The following is a 12,556-nucleotide window of genomic DNA, read 5'->3' as shown; positions in this document are numbered from 1 at the left end:
CGTTATTAAACGGTCAATGCAGCCAAAACCACAGATGCATTATGCTCCAGGCGTAGATCCCTGCCATCACATCATCGATCATGATGCCAAACCCGCCGGCCACCCTCCGGTCCGCCCAGCGGATAGGCCAGGGTTTGAACACATCGAAAATGCGGAACACCAAAAAGCCCCACAGTGCAGATTCCCATGAAAACGGCACCGCCGCCATGGTAATCCAGTAGCCGACAAATTCATCCCAAACGATCCCGGAATGATCATGCACCCCTAAATCGTGGGACGTTCTATCGCACAGCCATACGCCGATCACAAAGGCGACAAAAACAATACTTAAGTACCAGCCTAGCGACAGATCGGCCATTAACCAATAAAAAGGAATCGCCGCCAGCGTGCCAAACGTACCCGGCGCAAAAGGCACGGCACCACTGCCAAGCCCAAAGGCAAAAAAATGCGTGGGCCGACGCCAAACGCTTGCAGGGGCATGATTCATGGCGTCTCTCCCTTGAAATGCTGCCAGCCGTGATAGCGCTGAACGGGAAGTCCATGCACGCCCAAGATGTCGCTGCACTCACCAATCACGTGGAGTGGAACGCCTGACGCAGCAAGCTGCTGGCGCGCTTGTTCGACGTGAGTCGAGGGCAACGTCACCAGTAGTTCATAGTCGTCGCCGCCGGTCAATGCGGCCTGTCGAGCCGCTTCTGGCCCCAAGGCATGTTCCAGGCCTTCAGCCAGCGGCAATGCGTCCAGCGATAACGTTGCCCCTACGCCAGATGCCTCGCGCAGATGGCCCAGATCAGCTAACAGTCCGTCTGAAATATCAATCGCCGCGGTCGCCCACTCGCGCAACGCTTCGCCTGCCGCCAAGCGCGGCGTCGGCCATAAATAGCGCTCAAGCAGCGGGTGAGCCTTATCGCGTTCACCCTCTCGCCACAGCGCCAAACCGCCGGCTCCCCCGCCCAGCGCGCCGGTAACGGCAATCACGTCGCCAGGCCGGGCGCCGCTTCGTGTCAGCGCTGTGGCATTGGGCACGTCACCCATGACAGTCACGGCGATGGAAAGCAGGCCGGACGTGATGTCGCCACCCACCAGCGTTGTTGCGTGCCGGTCAGCCAGTGCGGCAAACCCCCGCGCATAGCCCGAGAGCCAGGCATCAGCAGCGTTATCATCGGCAAATTGCGCCTGATCAATGGTCAGCGCCATCACGCACCAACGTGACGTCGCCCCCATGGCGGCCAGGTCACTCAGCGCCACAGCCAGCGCACGGTGTCCAATGGCTTCAGCGGGTGCTTCGCCGGGGAAGTGAACATCTACCACCGAGGTATCCACACTCACCACTAGCTGGCGGCCCGGCTGTGGCGTCAGTACGGCAGCATCATCACCGACCCCCAGCGCCACGCTCCGAGAGCTCGCATCGCGACACGGCGACGTAAAATAACGTCGAATCAGATCAAATTCGGCAAGCACAAAGGCCCCTTGAACGCAACGTCAGCAAGAACGCGCAGTCACCCGGTCCATGGGGCCGGTTAGCGGCGACGCGCACTGACTTCGGCACTCCGCAAGCGAATGGCTAACTTGTCGAGAATGCCGTTCACGTATTTATGGCCGTCAGTGGCACCAAACGACTTGGCCAGCTCAACGCCTTCGTTAATGACCACACGATAAGGCACTTCCATACGCCGCGACAGCTCGTAGGCTCCAAGGCGAAGAATGGCCAGCTCGACGGCATCCAGGTCTTCCAGACGACGGTCAAGCAACGGTGCTATATCCCGGTCCAGCTCCGCACTGAAACGCGACGTATTGATCAGCAGCTCATGAAACAGCGCCTTGTCAGCAATCTCCATCACCTTGGCCCAATTCTCATGATCTTCCATGTCGGCATCAGGTAGATGGCTGCGGAATTCGGCCTCAATGGTGTTGATCGGCTTACCCGTCATGTGCCACTGATAGAGCCCTTGCACCGCCAGCTCACGCGCCGCTTGCCGGCCCTGCTGGGCAGCCGAAGGCTTGCGCTCACGACGTTCACTCATGAGTATCACCCGACGCAATAGCGCGCAGCAACGAAACCATTTCCATGGCCGCCATGGCCGCTTCAGTACCCTTGTTACCCGCTTTGGTGCCGGCACGCTCAATGGCCTGCTCGATCGACTCGACGGTCAGCACGCCGTTGGCGATGGGCGTATCGAACTCGAGCTGTAGTTGGTTGAGGGCGGTATTGCAGCCACCCGCCACATATTCAAAATGCGGCGTTCCACCGCGGATCACCGCCCCCAGGGCGATGACCGCGTCAGGCTTCACCACCTTGAGGACACGCTTGACGGCCAGCGGCAGCTCCCAGGCACCGGGGACGTGCACAATGTCGATGTGCTCCATATCAACGCCATGACGAACCAGGCTATCGACGGCGCCCTCCACCAGACTGTCTACGACATGGTGATTGAACCGGCCAACCACGATGACGTAACGGCCATCGACGTCGACAAAGGTACCTTCAACTTGAGAAAGGGATTGCATCAATTTATTCCTGCTAAAGTGTATAACGGCTAAGCGGTGGACTCATCGGACGTATCGTTCGGCCCCAGCCGCTCGACGACTTCCAGGTCAAAGCCGGAAAGTGCCGAGAATTTCCAGGGCGAACTGAGCAAACGCATTTTACCCACGCCAAGATGGCGAAGTATTTGCGAGCCGGTACCGATAGTTAAGTAATTTCCCGCGCCGTCAGAATCGCTGGTGCGCGGTTGGCGCACGCGCTCTAAAAAGACATCCAACTGGTCTTTGAGGTCTTGATGCGGGCGCCCGTCATCGATCAGCACCAACACGCCCGCAGGAGCCTCGGATATTTCGACAAGCGCTCGTTGGGCATCCCATCGACATTGCTCGTCTTTGGTCAACCCCAGCACATCACGCAAGGTGTCGGCCAGATGGACCCGCACCGTCGTGGGCTGCTCAGGCGCTGGCTGGCCCTTGACCAGGGCTAAGTGATGCGCGCCCTGAATGCGGTCGCGAAACACATGCAGCGTCATCTCGCCCTGGGTGGTAGTAATCGGCGAGGCTTCGAGATGATCCACCGTCTGCTCATTGACGATGCGGTAGTGAATCAAATCGGCAATGGTGCCCATCTTGATGCCGTGCTCTTCAGCGAAAGCTTCAAGCTCAGGACGGCGCGCCATGCTGCCGTCATCGTTCATGACCTCACAAATCACGCCGCTCGGGTCACAACCTGCCAGGGCTGCCAGGTCACAGGCGGCCTCGGTATGACCGGCACGACGCAGAACGCCACCGGGCTCGGCCATCAGCGGGAAGATGTGTCCCGGCTGGACGATATCGGTGGGTTTGGCATGCGGGGCAACGGCGGCCTGGACGGTCCGCGCCCGGTCGGCGGCGGAGATCCCCGTGGTCACGCCTTCGGTCGCTTCGATCGACAGGGTGAACTTGGTGCCAAACCCGGAGCCGTTGTCGCGTACCATCAGCGGCAGATTCAGCTGTTCGCAGCGCGCCCGTGTCATCGGCAAACAGATCAGGCCGCGGGCAAAGCGTGCCATGAAGTTGATATGCTCCGCCTGGACTTTTTCAGCGGCCATGATGATATCGCCTTCATTTTCGCGATCCTCGTCGTCCATGAGAATCACCATTTTGCCCTGGCGAATATCATCGACCAGTTCAGCAATGGGGGCTAGTGTCCCAGAGGAAGCGTGCGCCATGGAATCTCCAGTAAAGTTGTCGCAAGGGTGCGATTTCGCGCGTCAGGGTACCTTGGTATCGTCGCTCGTGCCAGTCACCACTGGCGAGGCGATAATTCGCCAATCCTGGCCAACGGCCCGCATATCGTGAATAGTGAGGAGCTGCTGGTCGGCCATCTGGACAAGCCCCGGGAGTGCAAACAGCGGCCTGGCGTCTCCGCCCAACAGCGTCGGCGCGACAAATAGCTGCATTTCATCGATCAACCCCGCGTTTAGCATGGCGCCGGCGAGCGTGGCGCCGGTTTCAACCAGCAGCTCATTAACCTCTTCGTTTGCCGCCAGCCACTCAAGCAGAGCCGACAGATCAACACGACCCTGGGCATCGGCGGCTAACACCTGCACCTCAGCCCCAGCGTCTATCAGTCGCCCGCGCTTCTCAGTATCCCTGGACGTGGTAACAATCAGCGTACGCCCGGGCGCTCGCAAACAGGCGGCTGCCAACGGCAATCGCAGTTGGCTATCGACAATTACCCTCAGCGGCTGGCGCCTGGCGATGTCAGCGGCATCATCCAAGCCGAGTTGCTCGGCACGAACCGTCAGGCGTGAATCATCCATGATGACGGTCTCCACACCACTCAATATCGCACTTGAACGGGCACGTAATCGTTGAACCTGCGCGCGCGCCTCAGGGCCAGTAATCCACTGGGATTCACCCGACCCCATGGCGGTGCGACCATCGAGGCTCATCGCCATCTTCATGCGCACAAAGGGACGTTTGCTCGCCATACGGGCGATAAAGCCAGGATTGAGCGCGCGGGCGTCTGCCTCCAGCAACCCGACTGACACCTCGATCCCCGCATCTTCCAAAAGGCGAATGCCCCGGCCACTGACCTGAGGATTGGGGTCTACCATGGCCACCACTACGCGCGCCACCCGAGCGTCTTGCAACGCCACGGCGCAGGGGCCAGTGCGGCCAATATGTGAACACGGCTCTAACGTGACATAGGCGGTCGCGCCACGAGCGTTCTCGCCCGCCGCAACCAATGCATTGACCTCCGCATGCGGCTCACCCGCGTAGCGGTGATAGCCCTCGCCCACAACCTTACCATCGCGGACAAGTAAGCAGCCCACACGAGGGTTGGGGTCGGTGGTGTACAGACCGTATGCCGCTAGCGCCAGCGCGCGGGCCATGTAACGATGGTCATCGGTACTGAACAAGGCCACGCTCACGTTGAGGGCCTGCCGTCAGCAGGTTCCTGGGACAAGCGATCAATTTCAGCCCGGAATTCGTCCAGATCCTGAAACTTGCGATACACGGATGCAAAGCGAATGTAGGCCACCTGATCGAGGGTGTTCAAGGCCTGCATGACCGACTCACCAATATCGCGGGCGTCAATTTCCCGGTCTCCCCGCGCGCGAAGCGTCTGGCGTATCCGCTCGACGGACGCCTCAATGGCTTCTGCGCTGACCGGCCGCTTTTCGAGCGCCCGCAGCATACCGGCACGCAGCTTGGTTTCGTTGAAGCTTTCGCGCGAACCGTCTGACTTGACCACACGGGGCATGACCAGCTCGGCGGTTTCATAAGTGGTAAAACGCTCCTGGCAACTTGCACATTGGCGACGGCGACGCACCTGGTCACCGTCGGCTACCAGCCGCGAATCGGTCACGCGAGTATCGTTAGCACCACAAAAAGGGCAATGCATGGCGTTCAACCTGTTGTCGGCCCGTGCGAAAGCGCTGCACGAGAAAGCAAAATACGACCTGTTAATGCGCTATTAACCGCCTATTGTAACGTTTTGGCACACAAGCTGCACCGTTTGTGGAAGCCTGTTTACTGGGACCCCCTTATGACCGCCTTCGACGACACTGTGCACGTTTATCTGGATCACCTTTACGGGCCCCGCGCCACGGAGGTTCAGCGCCGCCTTAATCAACGCCTGGCGCATTTTTGCCCAGCGTCGGAGCCGCAACTTTCCATCGAGCAGCAGGGTCAGCGTGCACCATCGTGGAGCGAGAAAGACCAGTGGCTGATCACCTATGGTGACTCTATCGTTGATGACCCAGCGCCCCCGCTGGCAGTGCTCGACGACTTTTTGCAAGCGCGTCTCGGTGAACGTATCAGCGGCGTCCACGTACTGCCGTTTTTCCCGTGGAGCAGCGACGACGGCTTTTCAGTAATCCACTACCGGGAAGTAAACCCCGACCTGGGCGACTGGCAGCATATTCAGACCCTTGCCCGCCACTACGACCTGATGGCGGACCTGGTGCTCAACCATGTGTCCCGGGAGTCGTTATGGTTTGTCGACTACCTTAGCGGTAGCCTACCGGGGCGCGATTATTTTATCGAAGTCGACCCCGACACCGATGTGTCTGCAGTGGTTCGGCCACGTAGCAGCCCGCTGTTGGTGCCGATATCCACCCGCCGGGGAACACGTTACCTATGGGCGACGTTTTCCGAAGACCAGCTCGACCTGAACTTCGAAAACCCCGATGTGCTGCTGGAATTTGTCGGCATCCTGCTGTTTTACCTCGAGCAGGGCACCCGCATCGTGCGCCTGGACGCCGTCGCCTTTCTATGGAAGCGGCTGGGAACCAACTGCATTCACTTGCCGGAAACCCACACCGTCGTGCGATTGCTGCGCGCCATTGTGGACCACCTTGCCCCCGGCACGCTGCTGATCACCGAAACCAACGTACCGCACCACGAAAACATCAGTTACTTCGGTCTTGACCGCCTCGCCGACGGCCCGCCCGACGAAGCCCACATGATCTACCAATTCACCTTGCCGCCGCTGCTGTTGCACACCCTGACACGGGGCGAAACGCATACCCTGCAAGGCTGGCTGGCCAGCCTGCCACCGCTACCCGACCACTGCACCTATCTCAATTTTACCGCCAGCCACGATGGCATTGGCGTACGCCCACTGGAAGGCCTGTTACCCGATCACGAACGCGATGCGCTGCTCGAACTGATGCACCGATTTGGCGGCTTTGTCAGCATGCGCAGCAACCCCGATGGCAGCGATACCCCCTATGAAATCAACATCACCTGGTTTGAAGCCATGCAAGGCACGCGCAAAGGCCCCGATCCGTGGCAAATTGCACGTTTCTTGTGCAGCCAGGCGATCATGCTCAGCCTTCAAGGCATTCCGGCCCTGTATATCCATACCCTGACCGGCACCCTCAACGACGTGGAAGGCGTTGAGCGCAGCGGTCGCTTACGCTCTATCAATCGCCGCCGCTGGCAGCGCCGCGAACTCGATTTACTCCTCGACAGCACCGCCACACCCACCCATGACGTTTTCAATGCGCTGAGTCGATTGCTGGACTGCCGACGCCGGGAGCCCTGTTTCCATCCCAATGCCGCACAGCGCGTACTGACTTCGTACCCATCATTGCTGGCCATCGAACGTGGTCCGCTGGCCAACGGTCGCCGCCTGTTGGCGCTATACAATGTCACCGAGGTGCCCCTATCATTTGATCAGCTCGGTGATGACGTCCAGCACGCGTTATCGTCAGTCCCATGGCAAGACCTCAACGCCCGATCCTCTGGTCAAGCCACCGACCCTTTGCCTCCCTATGCCGTGCGCTGGCTGGTTCATGGCCCTTGATATTCCTGGCATCGATTTATTAGCGGAAAAAGATGCCGATTCAGGCCCTGCGCGTTAGGCTATCTCCTCGATTCTGCAACGATTGAGGAACGCTATGCGCGATGGGTTCACCCTGCACCGCTTATTCCAACCCCGGCCAGCATCACGCCGTTCGCCCCTATTCGGCAGCGCGATGCTCGGCATGCTCATGATGCCGACAGCCCAAGCGGACTCTCTCCCCGCCCCTGTACAGGCACTGGCGGATCAAGGACTGGAGATTCACGGCGAATTTGACGCCCCTGGCGGCATGCGTGGCTTTGGCGCCAGCCGTCAGGGCCAGGAGGTGACCATCTACCTCACCCCCGACGGCGAGCACGCCATTACCGGCTCGCTGACCGACCAGGAGGGCGACAACCAGCTCGAGGAAGCAGCGCTGGACAAGCACGTACGGGCACCACTTGAAGCACAAACCTGGCAGCTCCTCGAAGACAGCTACTGGATTCAGGATGGCCAGCGTGACGCGCCACGGGTGGTTTACACCTTTACCGACCCCAATTGCCCCTACTGCCAGGCTTTCTGGGAAGCCGCACGGCCCTGGGTTGAAGCAGGCGAGGTGCAACTACGCCATATCGTGGTGGGCATTCTTGACGCCGACAGCCCCGCCAAGGCCGCATCGCTACTCGCTGCCGACGATCCCGCCGACGCCCTTGCCCGCCATAAGCAAGGCGACCACATCCGCGCCAGCGCCCAACCTCGTGAAATTGAAGAGCAGGTATACAACAACAACCAGCTGTTTGACGGTCTGGGCCTCTACGCCACCCCGACCAGCGCTTTCAAGCGCCAGACCGATGACGGCGTCACCCGTCTGGACCGCGTCGAAGGCATGCCGGATGAAGAGCGCCTGGAAGAAATGATGGGCGGTCCGGCACCTGAGCAATAGCGTCGTCAACGCCTGGCGATCACCCAGCCCAGCACCATGGTCGCCAGCATTGCCACCAGCGGTAGCGTGGCACCGCCCAGCGACGCGATGGCGGGCCCCGGACAGTAACCTGAAAGCCCCCACCCCACGCCGAACAACGCCGCCCCGATCAACAGTCTGGCATCCAGCCCCTGCTTATCGGGCAGTTGAAAACGCTTTGCCAGCAGAGGTACCGGCTGCTTCAGCACGAAACGGTAGCCGATAAAGGTGGTAATGACCGCCCCGCCGAGTACAAACATGAGCGTCGGATCCCAGTTGCCGGCGATATCCAGGAAGCCGACCACCCTGGCCGGATCAGTCATGCCCGATACCGCCAGTCCCAGACTGAACAGCAGGCCGGCTACATAGCTTGCCACCAGGGTCAGAGCCTGTCTGCTCATGCTCCACCTCCCAGGACGTGACGCACGACATAGACGGTCACCAGGGCAGCACCCAAAAACGTGACCGTCGCCGCCAACGACCGCGGTGAGAGTCGTGCCAGACCGCACACCCCATGACCACTGGTACAGCCACTGCCGAGCCCGGTGCCCAGCCCCACCAGCAGGCCGGCCACCAGCATCAGCGGCACGCCGCCCAGCGGCTGGCCGATAACCGCGCCGGGGTGATTGACGACATTGCCCCATCCAGCACCTAGCCCCATTAATAGTAATGGCCCGCTGACCAGGCCGACGAGAAACGCCGCCCGCCAAGCGCTATCGCCCTTAGGCCGCTGGGCGATCAAGTTACCGACAATACCGCTGATACCAGCGATTCGTCCCAGGCTTGCCATCAGCCAGACCGCCGAGATACCGATCAATATGCCACCTGCAAGCCCCTGCAGGCTCGATGACAGTTCCATGTATTGCTCCTCTTCAGCGATTACTTAGCGGCATCATACCGCTCCATTAACTATATACTTATATCACAAGCGAATATATGACCGGCATCACGCGTTAACAACCGTTTCGCCACCTCCTTCTGTTAAGATGCACCGCATTAGCAATTTGCAGGAGAGACCCATGCTCGGCTGGTTCCCCGGACATATGAACAAGGCCCGCCGCCAGATCCAGGAGGCGCTGCCGGAAATCGACGTGGTCATCGAAGTGCTCGATGCGCGGCTACCCTACTCCAGCGCCAACCCCATGCTGGCCGAGTTGACCCGCCACAAGCCGGTGCTCAAGATTCTCTCCCGCGCGGACCTGGCCGACCCGGAGCGTACCGCCGAATGGGTCGCATTTTTCGACGCCCAGGACGACACGCGCGCGCTGGCAGTCACCACCACCAATACCCGAGAACTGAAAAAAATTCCCCAGCTCTGCCACGAGCTGGCGGGGGCCGTTCGTGTCGACCGCGATGTACGTGTCATGGTGATGGGCATTCCCAACGTGGGTAAGTCGACACTGATCAATGGCATGGCAAGACGTAAGATCGCCAAAACCGGTAACGAGCCAGCGGTGACCAAGCGCCAGCAGAAGGTACGCATCGACGGTCGGGTCGCGCTCATCGACACCCCCGGCGTGCTATGGCCCAAGATTGAAGACCAGGCCAGCGCCTACCGTCTCGCCGCCAGTGGCGCGATTCGTGATACCGCGATTGAATACACCGACGTGGCGATCATCACCAGCGCGGAACTGGCGAGACGTTACCCGGATGCACTGACCGCCCGCTACAAGCTCAAGACGTTGCCCCGCTACGCGCCATCCAGCACCGATGAGGTCGATGCTGACGGCCCGCAAAAGCCTGATTTTCTGGCGATCGCAGGCTTTGACGGCCAGGCCATTCTCAAGGAAATAGCAGGCAAGCGTGGCGGGCTGCGCCCCGGCGGCACGGTTGACCTGCACCGGGGCGCTGAAGTCTTGCTGCACGAACTGCGTGACGGCAAGCTGGGAAGGCTGACACTGGAAACCCCCGACGATATTCCACCGCCGCCGGTGCACAGCGACGAAGACAGCACCTCCCATTCCGACGCATAATGAGGCATCGACCGGCAATGCCGCGCGGCCACTGGACACTTTTTGGAAATCAAGGCTCATGGACACCCCCCAACCTCAAGAATCCCCCACGCTTAAAAAATCCCACAAGCTGAGTAACGTCTGCTACGACATTCGCGGCCCGGTGCTCGACCATGCCAAGCGGCTGGAAGAAGAAGGCCAGCGAATTCTCAAGCTCAATATCGGCAATCCTGCGCCGTTTGGCTTTGAGGCACCCGAAGAAATTCTTCAGGACGTCATGCGCAACCTGCCCACCGCTCAGGGTTACTGCGACTCCAAGGGGCTCTACTCGGCCCGCAAGGCAATCATGCAGGAATGCCAGCGCAAGCAGATTCCCGGCGTCGGCATTGAGGACATTTACATTGGTAATGGCGTTTCCGAGCTGATCGTCATGGCCATGCAAGCACTCCTCAACGACGGCGACGAACTGCTGATCCCCGCCCCGGATTACCCGCTGTGGACCGCCGCGGCGCACCTTTCCGGGGGTCATGGGGTGCATTACATGTGCGACGAGCAGGCAGACTGGGCGCCGGACATGGCCGATATTCGCGCCAAGATCACCAGTCGCACCCGCGCCATTGTGCTGATCAACCCCAACAACCCTACCGGCGCGGTCTACCCGCCCGCCGTGGTGCGTGAAGTGCTGGATATCGCCAAGCAGCACAATCTGGTGGTGTTCTCCGATGAGATCTACGACAAGATTCTCTACGACGGTGTCGAACACACCGCCACCGGTGCGTTGGCAGATGACGATCAACTGGTCATCACCATGAACGGACTGTCGAAAAGCTACCGCTGCGCCGGGTTTCGCTCGGGCTGGATGACCATTTCAGGCACACTGGCCAAGCTCCACGCCCAGGATTTCATTCAGGGGCTGACCATGTTGGCCTCGATGCGTCTGTGCGCCAACGTGCCTGCCCAGCACGCCATTCAAACGGCCTTGGGCGGCTACCAGTCGATCAATGATCTCATCCTGCCCGGCGGACGTTTGTTGGCCCAGCGCGATATCACCGTGGAAAAACTCAATGCCATCCCTGGGGTATCGTGCGTAACACCCAAAGGGGCGCTGTATGCGTTTCCACGCCTAGATCCCAAGGTGTTCAACATCAAGGACGACCAGCAGATGGTGCTTGATCTGCTGCTGCAAGAGAAGATCCTGCTGGTACAGGGCACAGCGTTCAACTGGCCAGAGCCTGACCATGTTCGCATTGTCACGCTGCCATGGGCTGATCAGCTGGGCGATGCCCTGGACCGCTTTGCAAACTTCCTCGCCCGCTATCGGCAGTAAAAGATACGATATTTGGCGTGAGTACTTGAAACCCGGGCACACTGCACGTATCTAATCAAACCAGTACGGCTCGACAGCAATCGTTCTGCTCAACGCCGCCAAACTCAAGACGGTTATATCCTAGGGAGAATCCGCCACATGATGCGCATTTTGCTGTTTTTAGGTACCAACATAGCGGTGTTGTTGGTCGCCAGCCTGACATTACGACTGCTTGGGGTGGAAAGCTACCTCAACGCCCAGGGCATCAACTTCACCGGCTTGCTGATTTTCTGCTTTATCTTCGGCATGGCGGGATCAATGATCTCGCTGTTCATCTCAAAGTGGATGGCCAAGCGCAGTACCGGTACGGTGATTATTGAAAACCCGTCGAACGACACTGAAAGGTGGCTGGTCGACACCGTCGCCGAACTGGCCCGCGAGGCTGGCATCAAGACGCCCGAAGTGGGTATCTTCCCGGCACAACAGTCCAATGCCTTTGCGACGGGCTGGAAAAAAGACGACGCCCTGGTAGCGGTTTCCGCCGGGCTTTTAAATCGCATGCGCCCGGATGAAGTCCGCGCTGTGCTGGCCCATGAGATCGGTCACGTTGCCAACGGCGACATGGTCACTCTGGCCCTGATTCAGGGGGTCGTGAATACCTTTGTAATGTTCTTTGCCCGCGTCGTGGCCCATCTCATCGACGGCTTCCTGAAAAGTCGCAGCGATGGTGAGGGCGGCCTGGGCTTTATGGGCTATTTCGCTGTCGTGATGGTCGCTGAAATCATCTTCGGTATCGCGGCCTCGGCCATCGTAGCGTGGTTCTCGCGCTTTCGTGAATACCGTGCCGACGAAGCAGGCGCACGCCTCGCAGGAACCAGCGCCATGGTCAATGCCTTGGCCCGCCTGAAAGGCGAAACCGAAATGCCCGACCAGATGCCCGATACCCTGCGTGCCATGGCCATCACTAAAGGCCAGACACGTTCGCTGGTCGAGAAACTGTTTGCCAGCCACCCGCCGCTGGATGATCGTATTCGCGCGCTTAAAGAAGCCGCTTATCGTCAGTAAACAGTCAAGGT

At 59.8% G+C, this 12,556-nt stretch carries 14 protein-coding genes; 5 read left to right on the top strand and 9 right to left on the bottom strand.

The genetic code is table 11. The annotated features are described in order from the left end of the window. Positions 1-13 precede the first annotated feature (13 nt). The 7 genes from B7L15_RS04330 to nrdR are packed head-to-tail and all read right to left on the bottom strand — an operon-like array spanning position 14 to position 5,377. The gene (locus tag B7L15_RS04330; protein ID WP_085917787.1) at positions 14-487 is read right to left on the bottom strand and encodes a phosphatidylglycerophosphatase A family protein; all 474 of its coding nucleotides are present in this window, start codon (positions 485-487) and stop codon (positions 14-16) included. Beyond that, positions 484-1,461, bottom strand: coding sequence for a thiamine-phosphate kinase (thiL, locus tag B7L15_RS04325; protein WP_085917786.1), 978 nt, complete (start codon positions 1,459-1,461; stop codon positions 484-486). Before thiL ends, B7L15_RS04330 begins: the two co-directional genes overlap by 4 nt. 59 nt (positions 1,462-1,520) lie before the next feature. Beyond that, entirely contained in the window at positions 1,521-2,024 is a 504-nt protein-coding gene (nusB, locus tag B7L15_RS04320) for a transcription antitermination factor NusB (RefSeq protein ID WP_085917785.1), read from the bottom strand. After that, on the bottom strand, positions 2,017-2,508 hold the full coding sequence (gene ribH / locus B7L15_RS04315) for a 6,7-dimethyl-8-ribityllumazine synthase (RefSeq protein ID WP_085917784.1): 492 nt from the start codon (positions 2,506-2,508) through the stop codon (positions 2,017-2,019). Before ribH ends, nusB begins: the two co-directional genes overlap by 8 nt. Before the next feature lie 29 nt (positions 2,509-2,537). After that, positions 2,538-3,695 carry a bifunctional 3,4-dihydroxy-2-butanone-4-phosphate synthase/GTP cyclohydrolase II gene (gene ribBA / locus B7L15_RS04310; RefSeq protein WP_085917783.1) on the bottom strand — a complete coding sequence of 386 codons (1,158 nt, stop codon included), beginning with the start codon at positions 3,693-3,695 and terminating at the stop codon, positions 2,538-2,540. A 42-nt stretch (positions 3,696-3,737) separates the two neighbouring features. Further along, on the bottom strand, positions 3,738-4,898 hold the full coding sequence (ribD, locus tag B7L15_RS04305; RefSeq protein ID WP_254902851.1) for a bifunctional diaminohydroxyphosphoribosylaminopyrimidine deaminase/5-amino-6-(5-phosphoribosylamino)uracil reductase RibD: 1,161 nt from the start codon (positions 4,896-4,898) through the stop codon (positions 3,738-3,740). Between the two features lie 2 nt (positions 4,899-4,900). After that, positions 4,901-5,377, bottom strand: a complete 477-nt coding sequence (gene nrdR / locus B7L15_RS04300; protein ID WP_085917782.1) for a transcriptional regulator NrdR — start codon at positions 5,375-5,377, stop codon at positions 4,901-4,903. A gap of 144 nt (positions 5,378-5,521) precedes the next feature. On the opposite strand from nrdR, the gene B7L15_RS04295 reads away from it, so the two are divergent. Together B7L15_RS04295 and dsbG are read left to right on the top strand one after the other, a co-directional pair. Then, positions 5,522-7,285, top strand: a complete 1,764-nt coding sequence (locus B7L15_RS04295; RefSeq protein WP_085917781.1) for a sugar phosphorylase — start codon at positions 5,522-5,524, stop codon at positions 7,283-7,285. A gap of 172 nt (positions 7,286-7,457) precedes the next feature. Beyond that, on the top strand, positions 7,458-8,204 hold the full coding sequence (dsbG, locus tag B7L15_RS04290) for a thiol:disulfide interchange protein DsbG (RefSeq protein WP_085917898.1): 747 nt from the start codon (positions 7,458-7,460) through the stop codon (positions 8,202-8,204). Between the two features lie 5 nt (positions 8,205-8,209). On the opposite strand, the gene B7L15_RS04285 is transcribed toward dsbG, so the two are convergent. Further along, positions 8,210-8,623, bottom strand: coding sequence for a DUF6691 family protein (locus B7L15_RS04285; RefSeq protein WP_085917780.1), 414 nt, complete (start codon positions 8,621-8,623; stop codon positions 8,210-8,212). Next, on the bottom strand, positions 8,620-9,081 hold the full coding sequence (locus B7L15_RS04280) for a YeeE/YedE family protein (RefSeq protein WP_085917779.1): 462 nt from the start codon (positions 9,079-9,081) through the stop codon (positions 8,620-8,622). The genes B7L15_RS04285 and B7L15_RS04280 overlap by 4 nt, the downstream gene beginning before the upstream one ends. A 160-nt stretch (positions 9,082-9,241) precedes the next feature. On the opposite strand from B7L15_RS04280, the gene ylqF reads away from it, so the two are divergent. The 3 genes from ylqF (at position 9,242) to htpX (ending at position 12,545) form a co-directional block, all read left to right on the top strand. After that, positions 9,242-10,195 (top strand): ribosome biogenesis GTPase YlqF, encoded by a 954-nt coding sequence (ylqF, locus tag B7L15_RS04275; protein WP_085917778.1) that lies wholly within the window; start codon positions 9,242-9,244, stop codon positions 10,193-10,195. Between the two features lie 58 nt (positions 10,196-10,253). Continuing rightward, on the top strand, positions 10,254-11,501 hold the full coding sequence (locus B7L15_RS04270) for a pyridoxal phosphate-dependent aminotransferase (RefSeq protein WP_085917777.1): 1,248 nt from the start codon (positions 10,254-10,256) through the stop codon (positions 11,499-11,501). Between the two features lie 138 nt (positions 11,502-11,639). Then, entirely contained in the window at positions 11,640-12,545 is a 906-nt protein-coding gene (gene htpX / locus B7L15_RS04265) for a protease HtpX (RefSeq protein WP_085917776.1), read from the top strand. Positions 12,546-12,556 lie beyond the last annotated feature (11 nt).

Origin of the sequence: Halomonas sp. CSM-2, assembly GCF_002119345.1 — a bacterium.
Classification (GTDB): Bacteria; Pseudomonadota; Gammaproteobacteria; order Pseudomonadales; family Halomonadaceae; genus Vreelandella; species Vreelandella janggokensis.
The sequence above is the reverse complement of the archived record's forward strand: the minus strand, read 5'-3'. Positions and strand labels throughout refer to the sequence as shown.